A 25998-nucleotide genomic window follows, 5' to 3' on the forward strand; every position below is an offset into this window, starting at 1 on the left:
CCTGTTATCTCTTTACCTTAGCGAACTTTTAAGGTAGCTAAGCCAACCAATACCAAAACGATTGATATGATCCAGAATCGAACGATAACACGTGGTTCAGGCCAACCTTTTAATTCATAGTGGTGGTGGATAGGTGCCATACGGAAAATTCGTTGACCGCGCAGCTTATATGAGCCGACTTGTAAAATAACCGATAAGGTTTCCATTACAAATACACCGCCCATGATCACCAAAACAAACTCCTGACGAACAAGCACTGCAATGGTACCTAGTGCACCACCAAGGGCAAGTGAGCCGACATCCCCCATGAAAACTTGCGCTGGGTATGTATTAAACCAAAGGAAGCCAAGTCCAGCCCCCACAATAGCGGTACACACCACCACCAGCTCTGAAGCATAAGGCACATAAGGAATATGCAAATATTCCGCGAAGTTCACGTTACCCGTTGCCCATGCGATTCCTGCAAAACCTGCAGAAACCAGCACTGTTGGCATAATCGCCAGCCCATCAAGACCATCCGTAAGGTTAACTGCGTTACTGGTACCGACGATCACAAAGTAAGTCAGAACGATATACATCAATCCAAGTTGAGGCATCACTTCTTTAAAGAATGGAACCACTAACTGTGTTGCAGATGTATCTTTACCATGCGCGTACAAAGCAAAGGCTACAACGAGTGCGATCGCTGACTGCCAAAAATATTTCCATCGAGCAATCAAGCCATCTGTGTTTTTACGCACGACTTTACGGTAGTCGTCTACAAACCCAACGGCACCGTAACCAGTGAGGACAAACAGAACAGCCCACACATAAGGGTTGGATAAATCTGTCCAAAGCAAGATGGTAATAATGATCGATGCGAGGATCATGATCCCTCCCATCGTCGGTGTGCCTCGTTTGCTAAAATGCGATTCAGGGCCTTCGTTACGTACAACCTGACCGATTTGTAGCATTTGCAGACGCTTTATTAGACGAGGCCCCATCCAAAGAGAAAGTCCCAAAGCCGTCAAGACACTGACTATCGCTCGAAAAGACAAGTATTCGAATAAGCGAAAAAAAGAAAAGTATGGCTGTAGCAGCTCTGCAAGCCAAATGATCATGAATACATCTCCTTCAAAGCAGCAGCAACTTTACTCATACCGGCACTATTTGCACCTTTCACTAATAAAGTATTGGGCTCAATCCCCGGTTTTAACTGCTGCTTTATATAATCAATCATGCTGTCGTGAGTAGAAAAATGCATGCCGTGACATTCCGTGCTAATTGCTTTCGCATCCTCGCCGAAGGTCAAGACATACTCAAAATTAAATGGGGCTGCATGTTCTCCGACTTGACGGTGAAGTGCAAGACTTTCCTCACCCAACTCTGCCATATTTCCGAGAATAAGCCAGCGAGAGCCTTTAAAACCCGCGAGTAGATCAACTGCGGCCTTCATAGCAGGAACGCTCGCGTTATAGCTATCATCAATCAGTTTAATATTCGACTTAAGCTGTTCAACTTCCACTCGACCTTTCACTTTCACAAGATTCGCAAGGCCATGTTGGATCATAGGAAGCGTCGCTCCCAACTCAAGAGCAAGAGCCGCGGCTGCTAAGGCATTAGCAACATTATGCTGACCAACAATACTGAGCTGAATATTGGTATCCCCCTCAGGAGTATGCATCGTGAAATTGGCCTCTCCAATCTCATTTAACACAATGTGGCTAGCGTAAAAATCCGCTGTATTATTGGTTGAAGAAAAGGTTTTAACTGTCTTATCCGCCAACACAGAACACCAGTGTTCACCGCCTTGACTATCTAAATTGACGATCGCCACTGCGCCAGCTTTCAAACCTTGGTAGATTTCACCTTTTGCTTGCTTAACGCCATCGATTGACCCAAATCCTTCCAAATGTGCTGCCGCCACATTATTGACCAATGCGACATCCGGTTTCACCAATTGAGTGGTGTAAGCAATTTCTCCGATGTGGTTTGCCCCTAGTTCAATAACTGCATATTCATCTTCAGGAGCAGAACGTAAAAGTGTTAACGGCACACCAATATCATTATTGAAATTTCCAGCAGTAAAAAGAACTTGGCCTTTTGCCGCCATAATACTAGCAACCATTTCTTTTACTGTTGTTTTACCGCAACTGCCTGTTATCGCAACGGTTGGCGTATTGCATTGGCTATGTACGTATGCAGCTAACTGCCCTAATGCCAACTTGCTATCTGCCACGACAACCTGCGATGTTGTGAAGGGTAAAGCTCTTTCCACTAACAAGGCACTTGCATGTGCTTCAACGGCTTGAACGGCAAAATCATGCGCATCAAAGCGTTCACCTTTCAGAGCAACAAATAATGCGCCAGCGGTAATTGTGCGCGTGTCTGTTGAAACAGCAATGATCTTCTGGTCATCACCAACAAGCTCACCATCCACGACCTTTGCAATTTCGCTTAATTGAAGAGAAATCATTGACCTAACTCCAACAGTTGTTGTGCCGATTCACGATCTGAATAGTGGATCGTTTCATGCGCCATAACTTGATAATCCTCGTGCCCTTTTCCAGCTAACAAGATAATGTCTTCAGCACTCGCATGTGCTAACGCGAAGCGTAATGCGTCATAGCGACAATGCTCGACGGTTGCTCGCTCTGGCTCACGCAACCCTGAAAGCATATCTTGAATAATGGCTTGTGGAGATTCACTGCGAGGGTTGTCATCCGTGAGAATCACTTCATCACCGAGACGTTCTGCAATTTCCGCCATCATAGGCCGCTTACCGGTATCACGATCACCACCACAACCAAAGATAGTCCAAAGCTTTCCTTGGCAATGCACGCGCAACGCCATCAACGCTTTTTCTAATGCGTCCGGGGTATGAGCATAATCAACAACAACTTTGGCTTTCTCTTTTGCTTGGAAAAGCTCCATGCGTCCCAAAACAGGTTTTAGATATGGGGCGCTCTCCGTCAGAGCTTGTTTGCTAAAACCAAGCTGAAGTAGTGTTGCGAAGGCAAGCAATACATTACAGGCATTAAACTCACCAATAAGCGGTACTTGCATTTGTCCTTGACCACAGAGGCCGTCAAAACAAAGATCAATCCCAGCATCACTATAATGCACTTGAGTTGCCCAAATTCCTGTTTCTTTAGGAGTGAGAGAAACGGCCGTCACGTTTGGCAGCTTTTCAGCCCAACTAGCACCAATCGAGTCATCAATGTTGATCACTGCGTGCTGACAATGATGTTCACTAAACAATAGAAACTTGGCATCAGCATAATCTTCCATGGTGCCATGGTAATCCAAATGATCTCGGCTTAAATTAGTAAAGACTCCGACTTTAAACGGTACGGCTTTTACACGACCTTGAACTAAGCCATGAGAAGAAACCTCTAATGCCGTGTATTGAGCCCCTTGCTTTTCAAGCTCGTGAAGTGTGTGCATGACTTCAACAGCATTACCTGTCGTATTAGCCGCAGGTTTTAGCTCGTTGAGAAAACCGTTTCCAGTTGTCCCCATTACTGCCGCACGGCGGTGAAGCAACTCAAGCCATTGAGCAATAAGTTGAGTGATGGTGGTTTTACCATTTGTCCCTGTCACGCCGATAAGTTGATTGGATATGAGCGGATAACGCTTAGCGGCAAGGGTTGAAAGAAGCGTGTTCAGTTCTTGAATATAGATAACTGGGGTGCCATGTAACTCCGTAATATGGCCGTGCGGCTGCAACTCGCAGGCCTCAGCAATCACGGCATTTGCCCCAGCAGAGATAGCAGCATCGATATAATTTCGACCATCAACAACGTGGCCTTTGACGGCTACAAATGTATCCCCTTGCGTGATCTTTCGACTATCTAATTCAAGATGGGTAATGATTAAATCAGCGTATGGCTGTTTACTGACATCAACCCATGTTGAAAGCAGTGAAGCCAGTGTCAATTCCTTGAACATCAATGTTCTCGCTTATTCTTCTTTAAATCGATTTTCATCCGGGGCAATATTTAAAATTTGCAATGTCCCCTTCATTATCTCAGCAAATACCGGTCCCGCTACCGAACCACCGTAATAGAGATCACCCTGTGGCTCATTCACAATCACAACCAGTGCAACTCGTGGATCGCTAACCGGTGCCAAGCCAGCTGTAACCGCCACATATTCATCACTATAACCACCTGCACTCGCCTTTCTCGACGTACCTGTTTTGGCGGCAATACGATAACCCGGTACTGCGGCTTTGGTGGCTGTACCACCAGGCTGAGTTACCGTTTCAAGCATGTTTAAGACTTTGCGGGCATTATCTTTATCAATAACCTGTCGAGATAAATCTTGCTGATTGTTATCTATGATGTGGATTGGCTGATATTTACCATAATTGCCCAAAGTTGCATATGCATGAGCAAGTTGAAGAGGTGTTATAGAAATGCCGTAGCCAAAGGCTAAGGTAGCAATTTCAAATTTAGACCAACGGCGGCGGTTCGGGAAAATACCCGCAGTTTCACCAATCAGGTTCAAGCCAGAGATCTCCCCAAGACCAACAGAGCTATACATCCCAAGCAACGCTTCTAATGGCATGCTGAGTGCTAGTTTCGCCACACCAATATTACTGGATTTTTGTAGGATTTTAGCAAGGCTTGCTTTGCCCGCTCTTGAGGTATCTCGAACGCGGCTACCACCAATTTGCATGATGCCATTGCCAGTATCAATAATGGTATTTTCATCAGCTACACCATTTTCAAGTGCTGCTAATACAACAAACGGTTTGACGGTAGAACCCGGCTCTAAGGCATCAGTAATAACACGGTTGCGCATTTTTGCCGATTGTAGATCAGAGCGATTATTAGGGTTGTAAGATGGCGCATTGACCATCGCAAGAACGGCTCCAGTTTTTACATCCAGAATAACAGCTGAGCCCGATGTTGCACGGTAATCGGCAACAGCTTGCTTAATAGCTCTAAAAGCAATGGCTTGTAAGCGCTGATCGATCGTCAGTTGCAGTGGTTTTCCTTCTTCTCGCTCTTCAAGCGAAATATTCTCAACCACTCGGCCGTAACGGTCTTTTCGGATGATCCGCTTACCCGCCTCACCAGTTAGCCATTTATCATAACTACGCTCAACCCCTTCAAGGCCATGTCCATCAATACCTGTCACCCCTACTAAGTGGGCACTAACTTCACCGGCTGGATAGTAACGACGAGATTCCGCTTTGAGGCCTATGCCCGCGAGTTTTAACTCTCGAATATAATTTGCCATCGCTGGACTGACTTGGCGCTGCAAGTAAATAAATCGACGTGTTTTATTTCTTTCAATTTTATTGATCAAGCTTTGGCGTTTAAGGCCTAAAACGTCAGCGAGTGCATACCAACGATCTCGATCACCTAAGCCACCTTGCTTAAAGATGGTCGCAGGGTCTGCCCATACGGCTTGAACTGGAACACTAACCGCCAAAGGCTCATCATTTCGATCAGAGATAATACCGCGAGCTGAATGTAATGTTTTGGCACGGACCGAACGCATATCACCTTGTCGAATGAGGTTATCTGGTTCGATGATTTGTATGTAGGCAATGCGCCCAACTAACAATGCAAAGGCGCAGAAGACAAAAGACAGGACGACATAAATACGCCAGTTTATAACAACAGGAGACGTTGCTTCTGGCTTAGGTGTTGCTTTTTTCGGAGTAACTTTTTTTGAGCTCATTGCAGGTTTATAACAACTTCTTTATCTGAGTCAGGACGCTTCATTTCAAGATCTTGCTTGGCGACGGCTTGTACACGGCTATGTTCTGCAAGAGCCGTCTCTTCTAACAATAGATTTCGCCACTCATTATCTAAACGCTCGCGCTCTATCAAAGCCTGATCTTTTTCAGAGATAGCTTGTCTAGAATGGTGGGTTGTAAATACAACCCCCATTGCGGTAGCAAAAATTAATACCAATAAAATAAGGGGGACGCGACCTGTCGATATCAGATCCCGTGCCACTAACTTAGCTAAATTAGGCGTCTGCTCACTCATATAAGTTAAAGTTTTTCAGCGATGCGAAGAACCGAACTACGAGAGCGCGTGTTCATCTCAATCTCTTGTTTTGAAGGTTTAATAGCTTTACTCACTGCTTTTAGGTTTGCACTACCTAACGCTTTGATCTGCGCTTCAGTCATCGGAATGCCATGAGGAACTTCTGGTCCTTTGCTTTCTTTTCTAATGAATCGCTTCACCATGCGATCTTCTAGTGAGTGGAAACTGATCACGGACAAACGCCCTTGCGGAGCAAGAATACTAGCCGCTCCTTTTAATGCAGTATCAATTTCTTCGAGTTCACTGTTGATGTAAATACGAAAAGCCTGAAAAGCACGAGTGGCGGGGTGTTTCTTTTCTTTGAAACTCTTAGGCGCAGCATCTGAGATCAGCTTCGCCAATTGGCCAGTACGAGTTAATGGCTCATTTTCTTCATTTTCACGATAAGCCACAATTGCCTTTGCTATTCGACGGGCATGTTTGTCTTCGCCAAACTCACGAATAACCCAAGTAATGTCATCAAGGTCGGCTTCAGCTAACCATTGAGAAACCGATATCCCCGACGTTGGATCCATACGCATATCAAGAGGGCCGTCTTTCATGAAGCTAAAGCCTCGCTCCGCATCATCTAGTTGAGGAGAGGAAACACCTAGGTCTAGCAATACCCCATCAACTTTACCAGCAATACCATGCTGCGTCGCATACTCAGCCATTCCTGAAAATGGGCCGTGTATAATGGTGAAACGTGGATCTTCAATCTTTTTGGCTTCAGCGATCGCTTGTGGATCACGATCGATACTAAATAAGCGTCCCTCTTCGCCTAACTGAGAAAGAATTGTTCGGCTGTGCCCTCCGCGTCCAAAGGTGCCATCAATATAGATGCCGTCTGGTTTAATCGCTAAACCTTCAATAGATTCGTGAAGTAAAACAGAAATGTGTTTGAATGCGTCGGTCATGGTCTTCTCATTTACTATCGCAGTGTTGCGTCTGATGTCCAGTGTACTCATTTGGCAACTTATCGTCACCTTGTCCCATCAGGAACACGTGATATTGCGCTAAGTTTATTGCTTGTAAAATAATTTACGTCAACTAAAAGCAAAAAACCCATCATAACGATGTTGTTACGATGGGTTTTAAATAGGGGGAGTTGACCTGTAAGCCGGGTTCTGTACCGTTTGCACGGTGGTAGCCATTCGTCTAGGCCAGCAATCGCTCACTGGCTCAAGCAACCTACCCGCTTCTCCAACGCGAGCCACGCTATGCGGAAGCCTATTTGGTCTTGCTCCGGGTGGAGTTTACCTTGCTACGAACTGTTGCCAGTCGCACGGTGCGCTCTTACCGCACCCTTTCACCCTTACCTGTTCCCTTACGGGCCATCGGCGGTCTTCTCTCTGCTGCACTTGTCGTAGGCTTTCGCCCCCCAGGCGTTACCTGGCACCCTGCTCTATGGAGCCCGGACTTTCCTCCCCTCCATCAGTCTCCCCTAACACAAGGCTAAAGGACATCAATGAAGCAGCGACTACCCAGTCAACTCCGGAGGCGGATTGTATAGAGTTATCCCATTGGAGTCCAGAGAGATCACATAGATAATGAAACGAATGCGCTAATTGATGTTTTTTTATTCATAATTGCCGCAAAGCCGCAAAACTCAATCTTATCTATCTATAAAGCGATTCAATCTAGATGCTCTAGTCCCCATTTGTACAAGGCATTTTTCTTCAGGTTATAGATCTCTGCGGCCAACGCTGCAGCCTTTTTCAGAGGCAGTTCTTTGGTCAATATCGCTAAAGTACGGGTTGCCTCATCAGGCAAGGTGTCCTCAACAGATTCACGGAAACCATGAACCAAAAGAACCATCTCACCTTTTTGTTGGTTATCATCCGACTTGACCCACTCAATAAGTTCACCAAGTGGTAGACCTTGTATGGTTTCAAATGTTTTGGTCAGCTCTCTCGCTAATACAACTTCACGCTCTGGGCCAAGAATATCCAGCATGTCTTCGAGTGAATCAATAATGCGATGCGGTGATTCGTAAAAGATACACGTCCGTGCTGCTTTTGAGATTTCTAGAAACTTGTCTTTGCGCCCTTTGCTTTTCGGTGGTAAGAATCCCTCAAAGCTAAAGCGATCTGATGGTAACCCAGACGCACTTAAAGCCGTAATGACAGCGCAAGCCCCAGGAAGTGGCACAACTTTGACGCCTGCCTGACGACATTTTGTGACCAAATGGTAACCTGGATCGCTAATAAGAGGAGTGCCAGCATCAGAAACAAGCGCGATGGATTGGCCTTCCAGCAATTTATCCACCAATACTTGCGCCTTTTGTTGTTCATTATGATCATGTAAGGCATAAGTTTTGGTTTGAATACTGAAGTGAGACAATAACTTACCAGTGTGGCGCGTATCCTCAGCAGCAATGAGATCGACTCCAGACAGTACCTCTATCGCACGCTGGGTAATATCACCCAAATTGCCGATTGGGGTCGGCACAATGTAGAGAGTTGGGATCTCTGCTGGCAATGTTTTGTTATCTGTCATTTGTTTACCATCACTTCAACGATTAATATAGACACAATCTTACACGGAATTACTAAAATACTCATGGCTAACAAAAACCATAAGCGACTCAGTGTAACACGCATTCTGACGCCTGTTGCACTTGCGGTGACTTTAGCGGCGTGTTCGTCTAAACCTTCAGCACCGACATCAGTGGACATTACCCTTGATCCATCTCAATCAACCCAAAGCTATCTCATGCGAGCGGATGCTTCTCAAGGCAGCTTACAAAATGATTGGTTGATCATGGCATTAAAATCAGCCATTGCGGAGAATGATGACGTACAAGCTCAGTTATTGTTGAAACGCCTCGCCCGTCAACCTCTGTCTGAACCACAGCAAGCGGAATGGCAGCTGGCGCGAGCACAGCTTTTGGTGAATCAATCAGACTATTCAGACGCCTTGTCAGGGCTAAATTTCAAACCTGGATGGATGCTGGAAGACGAACAGTGGCGTGATTACCACAATCTACGAGCCAAGCTGTTTGCAAAAAAAGGGGATTACTTTGAAGCCAGCCGTGAACTGATCGCCCTGTCTTCATATTTAGCCTCTTCACAGCAAAGTTATGTGGCTCAAGATGTTTGGGCAAATTTAAACCGTTACTCCGCTAATGAAATTACACGCTTCTCAGCACAACCTGAAGAAGCGGTTCTAGACGGTTGGTTACAGCTTACGACTTACGTTAAGGCGATGTCGAACAACATCCCTCAACTTAAGAATACGCTGGAAAAATGGTTAGCCGAAAACCCAAATCATCCTGCAGCACTATACACACCAAAATCACTGCAAAACATTCTTTCACTAGAAATAACAAAACCAGTAAACACAGCGTTGCTGTTACCACTAACAGGTAAGTTTGCTAAGCAAGCTCAGCTTATTCGTGATGGTTTTATTCTTGAAATGATGAACGATGAGCAACGTGACCCAAGTGCAACACTCACGGTTGTCGATACCAATACGATCACAGTGGAAGAGTTAGAGCGTACACTGCTTGAAAAAAATATCGATTTCATCGTTGGACCACTTATCAAAGATGATGTTGAAAAGCTTCAAGCAGCACAAGATAAGTTCGCTCAACCAGTACCAATGCTGGCGTTAAACATCCCTGACGAAATCGAAAACGGCACCAGCACTTGTTATTTAGCGCTATCACCAGAACAAGAAGTTGAACAAGCTGCCAAACATTTGTATGAACAAGGCTACAAATATCCTCTGATCCTCGCACCGAAAGGACACCTAGGTGAGCGTGTCGTTTCTGCTTTTAATCGAGAGTGGCAACAACATAGCGAGAATAAAGTTGCAGTGACTCTATTTAGTGATAAACGCCAACTACAACGTAATATTAACTCCGCATTTGGCCTACAAGGCAGTCAGCAACACATTGCGCAAATGGAATCTTTATTAGGTATTTCGTTGGAAACACAGCCACGTAGCCGCCGTGATGTAGATGCCGTTTATATTGTTGCAAGCAGCGCAGAATTGACCTTGATTAAGCCGTTTATCGAAGTGGCTATTAATCCAGATACAGCACCACCTAAGCTGTTTTCTAACTCACGTAGTAACAATGGTCGTCATCAGTACGAAGATTTATCCGGTGTTGTTTACAGCGATATTCCTCTACTTATCCATCCTGAAGAGCAACTGAAAAGACAGATGGATGAAATGTGGCCAAATGAATCCAATTCACAAAAACGCTTACAAGCGTTAGGTATGGATGCGTATCTAATGATGGAACAATTACCTCAAATGAAAGTCGTGGATGGTTACACTGTCAAAGGCCGAACCGGGGTATTGAGCATCAATGAACAATGTGTTGTTGAACGTGAAATCGATTGGGCGGAGCACAGTGCTCAATAACCGCCGCAAGGTAGGCCAACATTATGAAACCGCAGCAGAGAAGTATTTACTCAGTTGCGGTCTCACGTTAATTGAGAGAAACTTCAATACCAAAGGTGGTGAGTTGGATCTGATAATGAAACAAGGTTCAACTATCATCTTTGTTGAAGTACGATACCGAAAAAATCAATCATATGGGCACGCGGCCGAAACAGTGACCGCGAGTAAAGCAAAAAAACTAATCCATGCGGCCAACATATGGTTAATGAAAAATAACCTCTCAGTCTATTCAACCGACTTTCGGTTTGATCTTGTCGCCATTCACTCACAGGGGCAACAAATTGACTGGATTAAGAACGCGATCACTCAAGGATAACCGATGCTAGATAGCATTAAAGACAGTTTTACCGAAAGTATTCAAATCCAAATTGCCGCTGCTGAAGCATTACCAGATGCGATCACACACGCCGCTCAAGCTATGGTTGCTAGCTTGCTTAACGGTAATAAAATTCTGTGTTGTGGTAATGGTGGCTCATCATCTAATGCTCAACTTTTCGTTTCTTGTTTACTAAACCGATTTGAAACTGAAAGACCAAGCTTGCCTGCTATGGCACTAACTTCTGACAACACCACTTTGACCGCTGTAGCAAATGACTATCACTATCAGGAAATTTTTTCCAAACAAGTACGTGCATTTGGCCAGCCCGGCGACATTCTCTTAGCCATCTCAACCAGTGGTAACAGCAAAAACATCATTAAGGCGATGGAAGCAGCAGTTACCCGCGATATGACAATCATTGCATTTACAGGTAAAGATGGCGGCGAAATGGCTGGATTACTTGGTGAAAATGACGTTGAAATTCGTATTCCGTCTCACAGAACGGCGAGAATTCACGAAGTTCATATGGTGACACTGCATTGCTTATGCGATCTTATTGACCAAGTATTATTCCCTGCTCACGAAGAGTAATTCAATGAACTCCATAAAAGCCTTATTCTTAACTCTCACACTACTTGCGACTTCTGGATGCGCAGGCTTATTTGTCGCAGGAGCCGCGACAACTGCAGCGATCGTAATTGATACTCGTAGCACTCAAGAAATATGGCAAGATAACAATATTGAATTTGAAGTCGCGGGCATTACAAATAAAGCACCTTATCGTGGAAAAGTTCGTGTCATTGCCAGTTCATACAAAGGAACTGTTGTGCTAATGGGACAAGCACAAACACAGGAGTTATTGGAACAATTTGAACATCAAGCCAGTAAAGTCAAAGGTGTGCATGAAATCTTTAATCAAGTAAAAATCAAAGCTCCACTATCGGTTGGTGAGATCAGCCACGACAGTTGGATCACGACAAAAGTGAAATCAGCCTTACTTACCGATTCAGCATTAACTGGCGTTAAAATAAAGGTGATCACTGAAGATAATGAGGTATTCCTCTTAGGCTATGTCTCACATGCTCACGCAGATAAAGCCGCAGAAATCGCACGTAATATTTCTGGTGTAAAACGGGTGATTAAAGCTTTCCAGTACGGAGACTAAATACCTTTTCAATACAGATATAAAAAAGCAGCGCCTAGACGCTGCTTTTTTTATTTAACAACCCTTAAACTTGGGCGACCTTTGGGTCTTGGTGGTTCATCATCAGGGAATACACCCTCTTCCACTTCGCTATCTTCTTCTGATGCCAAAGACAGAGATGACGAGTCAGTCTCATCAAGAAACTCTTCCGCTTGCTCATCCACCATGTATGCATCTTCTGCTTCAAACATAGTTCCTGCACCGTTTTCACGAGCATAAATAGCCTGAACAGCATAGAGAGGAACAATCACAGAATGAGGCTTACCACTGAAACGAGCATTAAATGTAATCGCTTCATTACCTAACTCCAAATTACCCACAGCACGAGGAGCAATATTTAGAATGATCTGGCCATCCTGCACAAATTCCATTGGTACTCTGACACCAGGTAATGTGGCAGCGACAACCAAGTGAGGTGTCAGATCATTATCCACGAGCCAATCATAAAATGCGCGAAGCATATATGGGCGTCGTGGTGTCATCTCAGTAATATCCATTAACGAACCAGACGCATTTCACGCTCGGCTTCAGTCAATGAAGCTAAGAAAGAATCACGTTCAAATACACGATTCATGTATATCTTCAGCTCTTTAGAGCCTGGGCCAACCAAATCGATACCTAACACAGGTAAACGCCACAATAGTGGAGCTAGGTAACAATCGATCAAGCTAAACTCTTCACTCATGAAGTATTCGTACTCAGCAAATACAGGAGCAAGTGTTAATAAGTCATTACGTAACTTATTACGTGCATTCTCTGCTTCTTCAGCAGTACCACTGTTCACTTTTGCAGCCAGTGAATACCAGTTACGTTCGATGCGATAAATCATCAAGCGGCTGTTACCACGAGCAACTGGGTATACAGGCATCAACGGTGGATGCGGAAAACGCTCATCCAAATATTCCATGATGATCTTTGAATCGTAAAGCGCTAACTCACGGTCAACTAGAGTAGGTACTGATTTATATGGGTTCAATTCTACAAGCTCAGTTGGAAGATTAGCTTCGTCAACTAACTCAACCTCAACACTTACACCCTTCTCAGCCAGAACAATACGTACCTGATGGCTATACATATCAGACGCACTAGAAAATAGAGTCATCACAGAACGTTTATTGGCAGCTACAGCCATGGAGCCCTCCAGCACACTTACAGATATAAAAAAACAATGGAGGCTAAGCCTCCATTGTAAACAATAAAATTTGGAAATTAGCACAGCATGATAGCACAATTAGTGCACATCACGCCAATACTCTTTCTTAAGAAGCACAACTACAATGGTGAAGATAATAAGGAAACCCATTACCCACCATCCAAGAGCATGTCGTTCTAACTTCACAGGATCACCAGAATACTCAAGGAAGTTAACGAGATCTCGCACTGCATCATCGTATTCCTCGTTATTTAGCTCACCTGTACCATCAGACTCAACACCAACCACTTTTTGTATTTCCTTACCATCTACGACTTCTAATGCGTAAATTGGTTTAGGTATACCTTGTAGCTCTTCTAATACATGGGGCATACCAACACTTGGGAATACGATGTTATTTACACCAAATGGACGGCTTGGATCCTCATAAAAAGAACGCAAATATGTGTATAACCAGTCAGTACCACGAACTCGAGCAACCAAAGTCAAATCAGGTGGTGGAGCACCAAACCACTTCGCTGCAGAATCCTCAGGGATTGAATTTTCCATTAAATCACCGACTTTTGCTTCAGGATCAAAGATTAAATTATCCTTCAACAGCTCCACCGGAATACCAATATCACGAGCAACACGCTCATAGCGTTGGTACTGAGCAGAATGACAACCGAAACAGTAGTTCATAAACAATTTCGCACCATTTTGCAGTGACGCTTGATCACTCAGGTCATTGTTTGCTTTATCAAGTGGTACGTTCGCACCCGCTGCCATTGCCAATGAAGGCAGCATTGCAAATAAAATTACAATCCATTTTTTCATTTGAATGTCACCCTTTCTGGTAGTGGCTTAGTCGCTTCGTTCTTACTGTAGAAGTACAGCAGTACGAAGAACATGAAGTAAGCTAAGCTGAAGATCTGAGCTAGCAGCGTGTATGTTGGTGTTGCTGGAAGCGCACCGAGGATACCCAACGCAATAAAGCTGATCGTGAATTGGATGATATTGAATAAATGGAACTTACTGCGGTAGCGATAAGAACGTACGCGGCAACGATCTAACCAAGGAAGTACAAACAGAACCGCAATCGACGCCCCCATAGCAATAACACCAAGTAGCTTGTCTGGAACCGCACGAAGGATCGCGTAGAACGGAGTGAAGTACCAAACAGGAGCAATGTGCTCAGGTGTTTTTAGAGGGTTGGCCGCTTCAAAGTTAGGTGGCTCAAGGAAGTAACCACCCATCTCTGGGTTGAAGAACAACACGTAGCAGAAGAAGAATAAGAAACCCGCTATACCAACCATATCTTTCACCGTACCGTAAGGATGGAAAGGAATCGAGTCGATAATATCGTACTTCTTCGTGTAGTAGTCGTGGAACTTAAACTGTGTCTTGTGATCGTCGCCCATCGTGCCTTTTGGCAGTTTAGTTTCGATACCGTCAGGGTTGTTTGAACCTACTTCGTGCAGCGCTAGTACGTGCAAAACGATAAGCAGCAGAAGTACGATTGGTAGTGCGATAACGTGTAGAGCAAAGAAACGGTTAAGCGTCGCGCCAGAGATAACGTAGTCACCACGAATCCATAACGTTAGATCATCACCAATAACAGGGATAGCACCGAAGAGAGAGATGATTACCTGAGCCCCCCAGTAAGACATTTGCCCCCATGGAAGTAGGTAACCCATGAATGCTTCTGCCATCAGCACCAAGAAGATCAACATACCGAAGATCCATAGTAACTCACGAGGCTTCTGGTACGAGCCATAGATAAGACCACGGAACATGTGCAGATAAACAACAACAAAGAAAGCTGAAGCACCAGTAGAATGCATGTAACGCAGTAACCAACCGTATTCAACATCACGCATGATGTATTCGATTGAAGCGAATGCACCATCACCCGATGGTACGTAGTTCATTGTTAACCAAATACCCGTAAGGATCTGGTTCACCAACACAAGCATCGCTAGCGAGCCAAATAAATACCAAAAGTTAAAATTCTTTGGCATCGGATACTCAGAGAGGTGCTTCTTATACGCGTTCATTGCGGGTATGCGTTTTTCTACCCAATCCAGTAGAGCTTGCATTATGCTTCCCCTCCTTCATCAACACCGATAAGGATTTTGGTATCGCTTAGGTACATGTGCTTAGGTACCACAAGGTTTAATGGCGCTGGAACACCTTGAAATACACGACCAGCCATATCAAACTTCGAACCATGACATGGACAGAAGAAACCTGATTTAACACCTTGAACTTGCTCGCTAAAACTGTCTGGCAAATAAGTTGGTGAACAACCAAGGTGAGTACAAATACCTACTGCTACAAAATATTCAGGTTTAATAGAACGGTAAGCATTCTGAGCGTAATCTGGTTGTTGGGCTTCACCAGATTCAGGATCACGAAGCTGTCCGTCGATCGCTGTTAAGCCATCAACCACAGATTGAGCGCGACGAACCACCCATACAGGTTTACCACGCCACTCAACACGTACCATTTGCCCCTCTTCAAGTTTACCTACTTCAACTTCAACAGGAGCACCTGCAGCTTTCGCTTTTTCACTTGGGTTCCAAGATTTAATAAAAGGAACGGCAACCGCAGCTGCTCCCAAACCACCAACAACAGCTGTTGTAGCAGTTAAGAAACGTCTGCGACCGTTATTTAAAGGCGCATTGCTCATCCAAACATTCTCCCACTTGCTCCTTGGGGATATCAGGCTCTTTGACCCGGTTATTTCCCTTTAAGAGCATGGCTAACAAAATACGAATTTAGTTGTATTTATTTGATTGGAAATGATAAATAAAACCCTACTTTTTGACAAGATAAAGCTACCTTTTTGTAACATTTGTGAATGCAATTCGCTTGTGAAGTCACAAAAGGAACAAATCTGATATTAATATGCTGAGATTCTCAGGAATGAAGGGATTTGATTTGAAGCAAAAAACAAAAAGCCTGGCAAGAAGCCAGGCTTTGATAGCGTAATCCAGTACATCTGGAACGTATAATTCTTCCGAAGAAAAATTAACGTTTAGAGAACTGTGGACGACGACGTGCTTTACGTAGACCAACTTTCTTACGTTCAACGCAACGAGCGTCACGAGTAACGTAACCAGCTGCACGTAGAGTAGGACGTAGAGACTCATCGTATTCCATTAGAGCACGAGTGATACCGTGACGGATAGCACCTGCTTGACCTGAAATACCGCCACCTTTAACAGTAACGTATAGGTCTAGTTTTTCAGTTAGTTCAACTAGCTCAAGAGGCTGTTTAACAACCATGCGAGAAGTTGGACGACCGAAGTACTCATCAAGGCTACGCTTGTTGATTACGATGTTGCCGCTGCCTGGTTTAATGAAAACACGTGCAGCTGAGCTTTTGCGACGGCCAGTGCCGTAGTATTGATTCTCTGCCATTTTCGAAATCCCCGATTAGATGTCTAGTACTTGTGGTTGTTGAGCAACATGGTTGTGCTCAGCGCCAGCGTAAACTTTCAGCTTACGGTACATAGCACGGCCTAGAGGACCACGTGGTAGCATACCTTTAACCGCTAGTTCAAGAGCCATTTCAGGCTTACGATCGATCAGCTTTTCAAAAGTGATTGATTTTAGGCCGCCTGGGAACTCAGAGTGACGGTAGTACACTTTGTTCTTAGCTTTGTTGCCAGTTACAGCAACTTTCTCAGCATTGATAACGATGATGTAATCACCAGTGTCAACGTGAGGAGTGTATTCAGCTTTGTGTTTGCCACGTAGGCGAGATGCAATTTCACTTGCTAGACGGCCAAGAGTTTTACCTTCAGCGTCTACAACGTACCAGTCGCGTTTTACAGTTTCTGGTTTAGCAACGAAAGTTTTCATGCTAATAATAACCCGTTAATTTAAATTTACACTTAAGGAGCATAGCTCCCACTGACTAAGAGCCCAGTCATCACCCCTTCGAGTGGTTGGCACTCTCGACCCTAAATTCCTGTAGAATTCGGTCTGCAGTAACGGTGGGTCGCAGGATTATAGAGAAGTCAGCTGAAAAAATCACCTCTTTTTCCGCGAAAATATCATTTTTTTTCTTTGTACCGTTTTAGCTTAAATTTCGTACTAACTTAAATGCTCTTTTGCCAAATAATCATGACTTTGCATTTCTATTAAACGCGACTGACAACGCTTAAATTCAAATTCTAATTGACCAGAGCTGTATAACGCTTCTAATGCAACTTCTGCCGAAATGATTAACTTTACGTTTCGCTCATAAAATTCATCAACCAGTGCTATAAAGCGGCGCGCAGCATCATCAATGCTATGATTCATATGCACAACATCCGCTAATAGCACCGTGTGATATAGGCGAGAAATTTCAATATAATCATTTTGACTCCTCGCACTTTGGCACAGCTGAGCAAAGCTGGCATGTAACACACCATTAGATGCCGCTATCACAGGAACAGTTCGATGATTGATTTCGATTTCACACTGAATGTCTTTGTGTTCACCGACTAACTGCTCATAGTATCGAGTTAGGTTTTCACTTGCGGCGCGATCGAGAGGGAAATGATAGATCTCTGCTTGCTCTAACGTTCGTAATCGATAGTCAACCCCACTATCTACATTCAAAATCTCACAGTTTTCCTCAATTAACTGAATAGCGGGTAAAAAGCGCGCGCGCTGTAAGCCATTGCGATAAAGATCTTGTGGAGGAATATTCGAGGTTGCCACCAAAATAACATCTCGAGCAAAGAGCTCTTGGAATAAATTCCCTAAAATCATTGCATCGGTGATATCTGATACAAAAAACTCGTCAAAGCAGATAATGTCTGTTTCAGTTTTAAATTTATCTGCTACTGACTTTAAGGGATCACTGATTTCGCCTAAAGCACCTAATTCGTCATGCACGCGGTGCATGAAGCGGTGGAAATGAACTCGCATTTTGCGATTTCCTGGTAGCGTTTCGTAAAACGTGTCCATTAAATATGTTTTTCCACGCCCCACGCCCCCCCAAAAATAGAGCCCTTTAGGTGGAGGCGGGAGTTCTTGAGGCTTGCTCCATAAACGAGACCAAAGCCCGGTATTAACCTCTGATTTAGGTGTATTTTGAAAATCTATCAGATTCAAATAAAGTTGATTTAACGCCTTAATCGCTTGTAGTTGCGCGTCGTCTTTTTGAAAACCGTGTTCTTTCAAGTCAAAGTGATATTTTTCTATCGGCGTCATTGGTATACAACCTATTAGGAATATAAGAGGAGTAAAGAGCAGCAAATAAAGCGCATTCATTTCCCTTTATTGACTCAGTTTGTCATAGTACCATGTCCATCGAACATGTGTAACCACTCGGTAAAAAACATGTTAAATAACAATGATAAGGAGCAAATATGCCTTGGATTTACGCCGTAATAGGTTTGTTAGTTGGCGCAGTTTTAGGAATTATCATCGCGCGAATCACGACCCCAGGATACAAGAAGCAAAAAAGCGTCCAAAAAGAACTGGACAAAGCAAAATTTGAATTGGAACAGCAAAAACAAGATCTTGCGGATCACTTTGCGCAAACCGCAGAAATGCTGGACTCTCTAGGTAAAGAATACACAAAAATTTACCAACATATGGCAAAAACATCTACAGAATTGCTGCCTAATGTTCCAGATCAAGACAATCCATTTAACAAAAAAATTGCTGAACATAGCGAAGAAAAAGTTGAACACGAAGTTAATTCGAAAATAGAAGAAGCGCCAAAAGACTACGCTTCTGGTGCGACAGGCTTACTTAAAGAGCCAGAAAAAGAAACATTGAGCTCGGAAGACGCCGTCACCGCCAAAGCATCATAAAGCAATTTTGTATAATAGATGAACTTTGCAAAGGTTTTTAAGTCATAACTCTCAGCAGTACCTTGTGAATTCTTATTTCTCAAACAAATACAGAATCAAAAGGTCTTGAATAACATAGGAGTTATCAGATGAAAAAACCTTTGCTTGCTTTAACCGTCTTATCATTAAGCTTAAGTTCAATCATCACCCCCATACCAGCCTCAGCCGCATTACCGCTAGCCGTTAACGGTGAACAGCTTCCTAGCTTAGCGCCAATGCTAGAACGGGTAACACCCGCCGTTGTCAGTATTGCTGTTGAAGGTACTCAAGTTTCCAAGCAACGCATTCCTGAGCAATTCCGCTTTTTCTTTGGTCCCGAGTTTCCAGCCGAACAAATCCAAGAGCGCCCTTTCCGTGGTCTCGGCTCTGGCGTCATTATTAATGCAAACAAAGGCCATGTCGTCACCAACTACCATGTAATAAATGGTGCAGAGAAAATCCGAGTGAAGCTGCATGACGGACGAGAGTATGATGCAGAGCTTATCGGTGGCGATCAGCAATCTGATATCGCTTTACTCAAGTTAGAAAAAGCAAAAAATCTAACTGAAATAAAGATTTCCGATTCAGATAAACTGCGCGTCGGTGATTTTAGTGTTGCCATCGGTAATCCATTTGGTCTTGGGCAAACCGTTACCTCTGGTATTGTTTCAGCATTAGGTCGTAGCGGACTTAACGTAGAAAACCTTGAAAACTTCATCCAAACAGATGCCGCGATTAACAGTGGTAACTCTGGAGGAGCTTTAGTGAACCTAAATGGTGAGCTTATCGGTATAAACACGGCGATTCTTGGTCCAAATGGCGGAAACGTTGGTATTGGTTTTGCTATCCCATCAAATATGATGAAGAACTTAACGGAGCAAATTCTCGAGTTTGGCGAAGTGAAACGCGGCATGCTAGGGGTTCAAGGCGGAGAAATCACCTCTGAATTGGCCGAAGCGCTCGGTTATGAATCGAGTAAAGGCGCTTTTGTCAGCCAAGTAGTGCCAGAAAGTGCAGCCGATAAAGCAGGTCTAAAAGCTGGTGACATTATTGTATCAATCAATAACAAGAGTATTGATACTTTTGGTGAACTGCGAGCAAAAGTTGCCACCTTAGGCGCCGGTAAGAAAATCACTTTAGGGGTGGTTCGGGATGGCAAGAAACAAATCTTCAATGTCACCTTAGGCGAACAATCTGATGTGAAAACAACAGCAGATAAACTGCATGACGGATTGGCAGGCGCGGAGCTAACCAATACGATTGCTAATGACCCGATCTCTGGCGTGAAAGTAACGTCTGTTACCAAAGGTTCTCCTGCGGAAGCATACCAACTACAAGCCGATGACATTATTATTGGTGTTAATCGTCACCGAGTGAAAAACCTTGCGGAATTCAGAAAGATTCTAGATAAAAAACCGGGAGTGCTTGCATTGAATATTCAACGTGGCGATCGCACTATTTATCTAGTTGTTCGATAAAATGACGTGATATTGACTTTAAAGGACAGTGCTCCACCGCACTGTCCTTTTATTATTTTTTCATCTAATGCTATTCTTCATCATTCACGAGTTTTCTATCCGGAGTTGAAGAAGGTATGATCCCATTTTTGCTAAGATCTGTCGGTTTAGGTTTAGCAACGGCTGCACTTCTTTTGTTGTTAGTGCCCTCTTTACGCTCAAATGTACTACCAAATCAAGCTCAAAGCACCGGAATCGATATCAACTCCCAACAAATTTCGTTTAATCAAGCAGTGCGTAGAGCTGCGCCCGCAGTAGTCAACATCTACAGCCGGAAATACACCGAAAACAATAGAACACAACTTTCAACTCAAGGATTGGGGTCAGGCGTCATTGTCAGTGAAAAAGGCTATATCATCACCAATTACCATGTTGTAGCCAAAGCCGACCAAATCATTGTATTGCTTCAAGACGGCCGTGTTGCTGCCGCTCAATTAGTCGGTAAAGATCGACGAACAGATATCGCAATCCTTCGTATCGAAGGAACAAACCTACCAGTTATTCCACTCAATTCAGAATATTCACCAACCGTTGGTGATGTCGTACTTGCTATCGGTAACCCTTATAACCTAGGCCAAACAACAACGTTTGGTATCATCTCAGCGACTGGTCGCTCATCGATTAGTGCGGACGGACGCCAAGCCTTTATTCAAACCGACGCTGCAATTAATGAAGGCAACTCAGGTGGTGCTTTGGTCAATACTCGTGGTGAGCTGGTTGGTATTAACACTGCCTCTTTCCAGCAAGCGACTGAACTTGAGACGTATGGAATTTCTTTTGCAATCCCATATGCACTAGCAAACAAAATAATGCAGAAGATCATTGCTGACGGCCGTGTGATTCGTGGTTATATTGGAATTGATGGCCAAGATATTAACCAATTGACTGCTCGCCTCTTAGGCAATGACCATTTAGGCGGTATTATTGTGCTGGGAATTGATCCAAATGGACCTGCCGCAAAAGCAGGGTTTAAAGCGCAAGACATCATTCTAAAAATTGGTGGTCAAAAGATAAATGGCAAACAAAGTGTGATGGATATCGTGACCGAATTGCGCCCTGGAACTCAGACCGATATTTTAATACTTCGGCAGGGAGAAGAGATGACGTTACAAGTCACCATCGCAGAAGACCCCAGAGATTAGTAAAAAAATCCCCTGCTTAGCAGGGGATTTTTTTTAATTAGTCATTCAACGTTTCTTGCTCTGAAGACTGTTCAAGCTCTATACGTGTCACCCTTTGTAAACCTCTTGGTAATAACCCACCTCTGCGTCCACGTTCACCACGGAAGTTTTCAAGATCAGACGGCTTAAGGCCAAGCTTACGTTTACCCGCATACAAAGTTACCGAAGCGCCTTGTGGTAAAGCTAACAAGTGAGAGACAAACTCTTCACGTTCTTTAGCTTTCGCTGCAGGGATATTGATGATCTTATTCCCTTTACCTTTGCCTAACTGTGGGAGGTCTTTGATTGGGAACAGCAACATACGGCCTTGATTAGTAATAGCTAAGATCTCATCGCTATCTAAATCACGAATCGCATAAGGCGTCATCACTTCAGAGTTTGCAGGCAGAGTCACCAATGCTTTACCGCTGCGGTTCTTCGATAGCAAATCAGAACCTTTACATACAAAGCCGTAACCCGCATCAGAACCCACCAGCCATAGCTGCTCTTCTTCGCCCATGATCACTTGGCGAATGCTGCTGCCAGCAGTGATATTCAAGCGACCAGTAATTGGCTCACCTTGGCTTCTCGCCGATGGCAATGAATGCGACTCAAGTGAGTAGCTTCGGCCATCACTGCCAAAGAACACCGCTTGCTGATTACTCTTACCACGCGCATGCGCTAAGTATTTGTCACCAGACTTGTAGCTCAAGCCTTCTGCATCCACATCGTGACCTTTCGCGTGACGAATCCAGCCTTTCTCAGAAAGCACAACCGTGATTGGCTCACTTGGTATTAAGTCTCGTTCAGTCAGCGCTTTTGCTTCTGCACGTTCAACCATTGGCGAACGACGGTCATCACCGTATTTCTCTGCATCTGCTTTGATTTCTTTCTTCAGTAGTGTGTTCAGACGACGCTCAGAACCTAGTAGCTGTTCTAGCTTCTCACGTTCTTTTTCTAGCTCGTCTTGCTCACCACGGATCTTCATCTCTTCTAGTTTGGCTAAATGACGAAGTTTAGTATCTAGAATCGCATCCGCTTGGATATCGGTAATGCCAAAGCGTTCCATCAGCACTGCTTTTGGATCGTCTTCAGTACGAATGATCTCAATCACTTCATCTAGGTTGAGGTAAGCAACCAACAAACCTTCCAAGATGTGTAGACGAGCCATTACTTTGTCTAGGCGGTGTTGTAGACGGCGACGCACAGTCGTGCGACGGAACTCGATCCACTCAGACAGAATTTGAACCAGACCTTTAACTTGAGGACGGTTATCCAAACCAATCATGTTCAAGTTAATGCGGTAGCTGCGCTCAAGATCGGTTGAAGCGAACAAGTGGTTCATCAACAGATCACAATCTACGCGATTTGACTTTGGAACCACAACGATACGCGTTGGGTTCTCGTGATCCGATTCATCGCGAAGGTCGTCAACCATTGGTAGCTTCTTAGCGCGCATTTGGTTTGCGATTTGCTCAAGCAGTTTCGCACCTGATACTTGGTGTGGCAGAGAAGTGATAACGATATCTGAACCTTCTTTGTGCCATACCGCGCGCATCTTGATGCTGCCGCGACCGTTACGGTAAATCTTCTCGATATCCGCTTGCGGCGAAATGATTTCTGCTTCTGTCGGGTAGTCTGGGCCTTTAACGAACTGCATCACATCTGGCAGTTCCGCTTTCGGGTTGTCGATCAAATGGATGGTTGCATCCGCCACTTCACGAACGTTGTGAGGCGGGATATCTGTCGCCATACCAACCGCGATACCAGTTACACCGTTTAGCAGGATATGAGGCAGACGTGCAGGCAACATTTGAGGCTCTTTCATCGTGCCATCAAAGTTAGGTTGCCATTCAACCGTGCCTTGACCTAATTCACCCAGCAGCACTTCGGCAAACTTAGACAGTTTTGCTTCGGTATAACGCATTGCTGCGAATGATTTCGGGTCATCTGGCGCACCCCAGTTACCTTGACCGTCAACCAATGGGTAACGGTAAGAGAATGGCTGTGCCATGAGTACCATCGCTTCGTAACATGCAGAGTCACCATGCGGGTGGTATTTACCCAACACGTCACCAACGGTACGTGCGGATTTTTTGTATTTTGCTGATGCCGAAAGACCAAGCTCCGACATTGCGTAAATGATGCGTCGTTGAACCGGCTTCAAACCATCGCCAATGTATGGCAATGCGCGGTCCATGATTACGTACATCGAGTAGTTCAGATAAGCGTCTTCGGTGAACTTGCGCATTGGCAACTGTTCAACGCCATCGTAAGTAATTTCTGTAGACATCCGTTAAACCTCTGCCATATCGCCGTTGTTTTGTAGCCAAGAACGACGATCATCTGCTCGTTTCTTACCAAGCAGCATGTCCATCATTTCCATGGTCGCCGCCGAGTCATCAATGGTTAACTGAACCAGACGACGCGTGTTCGGATCCATGGTTGTTTCGCGCAACTGAAGTGGGTTCATCTCACCCAGACCTTTGAATCGTTGCACGTTGATTTTGGCTTTCTTCTTCGACAAGCGCTCTAGTACGCCATCTTTTTCGTCATCGTCTAGGGCATAGAAGACTTCTTTACCACAGTCGATACGATACAGAGGCGGCATCGCTACGTAGATATGACCAGCTTCAACCAGCGCACGGAAGTGACGTGTGAACAGTGCACACAATAGCGTTGCGATGTGCAAACCATCCGAGTCCGCATCGGCAAGGATACAGATCTTACCGTAACGCAGGCTGTCTAGGTTGTCGCTGTCTGGGTCGATACCCAAAGCAACAGAGATGTCGTGCACCTCTTGAGAAGCAAGAACTTGGTCTGCAGAGACTTCCCACGTATTCAGGATCTTACCACGCAGTGGCATCACTGCTTGGAACTCACGATCACGTGCTTGTTTAGCAGAGCCGCCCGCCGAGTCACCCTCTACGAAAAAGATTTCGGTGCGGTTAAGGTCTTGTACAGAACAGTCGGTCAGTTTACCTGGCAATGCAGGACCTGATGCGACCTTCTTACGTACAACCTTTTTGCTCGCACGCATACGACGGTGGGCATTCGCGATACATACTTCAGCTAACTGCTCAGCCAGTTGTGGCTTTTCGTTCAACCATAGGCTGAATGCATCTTTTACTACACCAGAGACAAAGGCAGCTGTTTGACGAGAAGACAAACGCTCTTTGGTTTGACCGGCAAACTGCGGGTCTTGGATCTTAACTGACAGTACGTAAGAACAGCGGTCAAAAACGTCATCACCGGTTAGCTTCACGCCACGAGGCAACAAGTTACGGAATTCACAGAACTCACGCATTGCATCGAGCAAGCCTTGGCGTAGACCGTTAACGTGCGTACCACCTTGTGCGGTTGGGATAAGGTTCACGTAGCTTTCCGTGATCATCTCGCCGCCTTCCGGCTGCCAAATTACCGCCCAGTTTGCCGCTTCGGTTTCAGCTGAGAACTCACCAGTAAATGGTTCTTCTGGTAGAACTGGGTAACCTTTTACACCTTCCGCTAGATAGTCTTTCAGACCATCTTCGTAGTGCCATTTGTAGTCTTTGTTGTTTACTTTATCGGTAAACGTAATCTCTAGACCCGGGCAAAGTACTGCTTTCGCACGTAGGTTATTCACCAAACGTGTTACCGAGAAGTTTGCAGAATCAAAGTACTTTGCATCTGGCCAGAAGTGTACACTGGTACCACGGTTGCGACGGCCACATGTGCCCGTAACCGTTAGGTCAGAAACCTTATCACCGTGTTCAAAAGCAATCTCATACACTTGACCGTCACGACGAACGGTTACTTCAACACGCTTAGACAGCGCATTTACTACCGAAATACCTACACCGTGTAGACCACCAGAAAACTGGTAGTTTTTATTAGAAAATTTACCACCCGCATGAAGTTTACATAAAATCAGCTCAACGCCTGATACCTTCTCTTCAGGGTGAATATCGACAGGCATGCCACGGCCATCATCAATCACTTCTAATGATTGGTCTGCATGAAGAATTACTTGAACCTTTGTTGCATGTCCGGCTAGCGCTTCATCGACACTGTTATCGATAACCTCTTGGCCCAAGTGATTTGGGCGCGCTGTATCCGTATACATCCCTGGTCGGCGACGTACTGGCTCTAAACCATTAAGAACCTCAATGGCTCCAGCATTATATTGTTCAGTCATAATACGGAATATCGTTCTAGAAATTGAAACGGTTACTTTGCAGATGAATTATGAAGCTTATTATTATTTCGGCTAAAAATTTAACAAAAACGCTGCTTTTATCAGCGTTCTTGACTGCAATAGTCTAGGGGAAACATAGTCTGGAAGAGACATGTTCATGTCAAGTGGGATAAGTAAGTAACTAGCAAAATTATGACTCCTCCCTCA

General features: G+C 44.6%; 24 protein-coding genes and 1 other RNA gene. 7 read left to right on the forward strand and 18 right to left on the reverse strand.

Translation table 11 applies throughout. The annotated features are described in order from the left end of the window. Window positions 1-17: 17 nt before the first annotated feature. The 8 genes from mraY to rsmI form a co-directional block, all read right to left on the reverse strand. Window positions 18-1100 (reverse strand): phospho-N-acetylmuramoyl-pentapeptide-transferase, encoded by a 1083-nt coding sequence (mraY, locus tag ACQEXS_RS04950; protein WP_367987228.1) that lies wholly within the window; start codon window positions 1098-1100, stop codon window positions 18-20. Continuing rightward, window positions 1097-2455, reverse strand: coding sequence for a UDP-N-acetylmuramoyl-tripeptide--D-alanyl-D-alanine ligase (locus tag ACQEXS_RS04955; RefSeq protein ID WP_427013024.1), 1359 nt, complete (start codon window positions 2453-2455; stop codon window positions 1097-1099). Before ACQEXS_RS04955 ends, mraY begins: the two co-directional genes overlap by 4 nt. Then, window positions 2452-3930 (reverse strand): UDP-N-acetylmuramoyl-L-alanyl-D-glutamate--2,6-diaminopimelate ligase, encoded by a 1479-nt coding sequence (gene murE, locus ACQEXS_RS04960; protein WP_427013025.1) that lies wholly within the window; start codon window positions 3928-3930, stop codon window positions 2452-2454. Before murE ends, ACQEXS_RS04955 begins: the two co-directional genes overlap by 4 nt. A 12-nt stretch (window positions 3931-3942) precedes the next feature. After that, complete coding sequence (locus ACQEXS_RS04965; protein WP_427013026.1) at window positions 3943-5676, reverse strand: penicillin-binding transpeptidase domain-containing protein; 1734 nt, start codon at window positions 5674-5676, stop codon at window positions 3943-3945. Further along, entirely contained in the window at window positions 5673-5990 is a 318-nt protein-coding gene (ftsL, locus tag ACQEXS_RS04970; protein WP_427009896.1) for a cell division protein FtsL, read from the reverse strand. Before ftsL ends, ACQEXS_RS04965 begins: the two co-directional genes overlap by 4 nt. A gap of 5 nt (window positions 5991-5995) precedes the next feature. Beyond that, window positions 5996-6946: a 16S rRNA (cytosine(1402)-N(4))-methyltransferase RsmH gene (gene rsmH, locus ACQEXS_RS04975; protein ID WP_427009895.1), complete on the reverse strand. Its 951-nt coding sequence runs from the start codon at window positions 6944-6946 to the stop codon at window positions 5996-5998. Window positions 6947-7129: 183 nt separating this feature from the next. Continuing rightward, an RNA gene (gene rnpB, locus ACQEXS_RS04980) (RNase P RNA component class A) lies at window positions 7130-7525 on the reverse strand. Between the two features lie 139 nt (window positions 7526-7664). Then, window positions 7665-8528 carry a 16S rRNA (cytidine(1402)-2'-O)-methyltransferase gene (gene rsmI, locus ACQEXS_RS04985; RefSeq protein WP_427013027.1) on the reverse strand — a complete coding sequence of 288 codons (864 nt, stop codon included), beginning with the start codon at window positions 8526-8528 and terminating at the stop codon, window positions 7665-7667. A 63-nt stretch (window positions 8529-8591) separates the two neighbouring features. Between rsmI and ACQEXS_RS04990 the strand changes: the two genes are divergently transcribed. From ACQEXS_RS04990 to ACQEXS_RS05005, 4 genes are read left to right on the forward strand one after another with little or no spacing between them, the layout of a single operon-like run. Then, complete coding sequence (locus ACQEXS_RS04990) at window positions 8592-10403, forward strand: penicillin-binding protein activator (RefSeq protein ID WP_427013028.1); 1812 nt, start codon at window positions 8592-8594, stop codon at window positions 10401-10403. Next, complete coding sequence (locus ACQEXS_RS04995) at window positions 10348-10758, forward strand: YraN family protein (protein ID WP_367987236.1); 411 nt, start codon at window positions 10348-10350, stop codon at window positions 10756-10758. Before ACQEXS_RS04990 ends, ACQEXS_RS04995 begins: the two co-directional genes overlap by 56 nt. A 3-nt stretch (window positions 10759-10761) precedes the next feature. Next, the gene (locus ACQEXS_RS05000; RefSeq protein ID WP_367987237.1) at window positions 10762-11352 is read left to right on the forward strand and encodes a phosphoheptose isomerase; all 591 of its coding nucleotides are present in this window, start codon (window positions 10762-10764) and stop codon (window positions 11350-11352) included. 4 nt (window positions 11353-11356) lie between these two features. After that, on the forward strand, window positions 11357-11926 hold the full coding sequence (locus ACQEXS_RS05005; protein ID WP_367987238.1) for a BON domain-containing protein: 570 nt from the start codon (window positions 11357-11359) through the stop codon (window positions 11924-11926). 50 nt (window positions 11927-11976) lie between these two features. Here the strand turns inward: ACQEXS_RS05005 and sspB are convergent, their stop codons facing one another. The 8 genes from sspB to zapE form a co-directional block, all read right to left on the reverse strand. Beyond that, the gene (sspB, locus tag ACQEXS_RS05010) at window positions 11977-12462 is read right to left on the reverse strand and encodes a ClpXP protease specificity-enhancing factor (RefSeq protein WP_367987239.1); all 486 of its coding nucleotides are present in this window, start codon (window positions 12460-12462) and stop codon (window positions 11977-11979) included. Continuing rightward, on the reverse strand, window positions 12462-13097 hold the full coding sequence (sspA, locus tag ACQEXS_RS05015) for a stringent starvation protein SspA (RefSeq protein WP_427013029.1): 636 nt from the start codon (window positions 13095-13097) through the stop codon (window positions 12462-12464). Before sspA ends, sspB begins: the two co-directional genes overlap by 1 nt. 99 nt (window positions 13098-13196) lie before the next feature. Further along, a complete protein-coding gene (locus ACQEXS_RS05020; RefSeq protein ID WP_427013030.1) occupies window positions 13197-13934 on the reverse strand; it encodes a cytochrome c1 in 738 nt (245 codons plus the stop codon). Then, the gene (locus ACQEXS_RS05025) at window positions 13931-15196 is read right to left on the reverse strand and encodes a cytochrome b (protein ID WP_367987242.1); all 1266 of its coding nucleotides are present in this window, start codon (window positions 15194-15196) and stop codon (window positions 13931-13933) included. Before ACQEXS_RS05025 ends, ACQEXS_RS05020 begins: the two co-directional genes overlap by 4 nt. Continuing rightward, window positions 15196-15789, reverse strand: a complete 594-nt coding sequence (petA, locus tag ACQEXS_RS05030; protein ID WP_427009889.1) for a ubiquinol-cytochrome c reductase iron-sulfur subunit — start codon at window positions 15787-15789, stop codon at window positions 15196-15198. The genes ACQEXS_RS05025 and petA overlap by 1 nt, the downstream gene beginning before the upstream one ends. 341 nt (window positions 15790-16130) lie before the next feature. Continuing rightward, a complete protein-coding gene (gene rpsI / locus ACQEXS_RS05035; RefSeq protein WP_005436094.1) occupies window positions 16131-16523 on the reverse strand; it encodes a 30S ribosomal protein S9 in 393 nt (130 codons plus the stop codon). Window positions 16524-16538: 15 nt separating this feature from the next. Next, on the reverse strand, window positions 16539-16967 hold the full coding sequence (gene rplM / locus ACQEXS_RS05040) for a 50S ribosomal protein L13 (RefSeq protein WP_005372872.1): 429 nt from the start codon (window positions 16965-16967) through the stop codon (window positions 16539-16541). Window positions 16968-17201: 234 nt separating this feature from the next. Further along, window positions 17202-18311, reverse strand: coding sequence for a cell division protein ZapE (zapE, locus tag ACQEXS_RS05045; RefSeq protein WP_427013031.1), 1110 nt, complete (start codon window positions 18309-18311; stop codon window positions 17202-17204). Window positions 18312-18469: 158 nt separating this feature from the next. Here zapE and zapG point away from each other — a divergent pair, with 158 nt between their 5' ends. The 3 genes from zapG to degS all read left to right on the forward strand — a co-directional run bounded on the left by zapG (window position 18470) and on the right by degS (window position 21596). Beyond that, the gene (zapG, locus tag ACQEXS_RS05050; RefSeq protein ID WP_427013032.1) at window positions 18470-18919 is read left to right on the forward strand and encodes a Z-ring associated protein ZapG; all 450 of its coding nucleotides are present in this window, start codon (window positions 18470-18472) and stop codon (window positions 18917-18919) included. 128 nt (window positions 18920-19047) lie between these two features. Continuing rightward, entirely contained in the window at window positions 19048-20415 is a 1368-nt protein-coding gene (locus tag ACQEXS_RS05055) for a Do family serine endopeptidase (protein ID WP_427013033.1), read from the forward strand. A 116-nt stretch (window positions 20416-20531) separates the two neighbouring features. Further along, window positions 20532-21596: an outer membrane-stress sensor serine endopeptidase DegS gene (degS, locus tag ACQEXS_RS05060; RefSeq protein WP_427013034.1), complete on the forward strand. Its 1065-nt coding sequence runs from the start codon at window positions 20532-20534 to the stop codon at window positions 21594-21596. Between the two features lie 37 nt (window positions 21597-21633). On the opposite strand, the gene parC is transcribed toward degS, so the two are convergent. Next, window positions 21634-23907 (reverse strand): DNA topoisomerase IV subunit A, encoded by a 2274-nt coding sequence (gene parC, locus ACQEXS_RS05065; protein WP_427013035.1) that lies wholly within the window; start codon window positions 23905-23907, stop codon window positions 21634-21636. Window positions 23908-23910: 3 nt separating this feature from the next. Beyond that, window positions 23911-25791 carry a DNA topoisomerase IV subunit B gene (gene parE / locus ACQEXS_RS05070; RefSeq protein WP_427013036.1) on the reverse strand — a complete coding sequence of 627 codons (1881 nt, stop codon included), beginning with the start codon at window positions 25789-25791 and terminating at the stop codon, window positions 23911-23913. Between the last annotated feature and the right edge of the window lie 207 nt (window positions 25792-25998).

Origin of the sequence: Vibrio sp. TRT 17S01 (assembly GCF_050113695.1) — a bacterium.
Classification (GTDB): Bacteria; Pseudomonadota; Gammaproteobacteria; order Enterobacterales; family Vibrionaceae; genus Vibrio.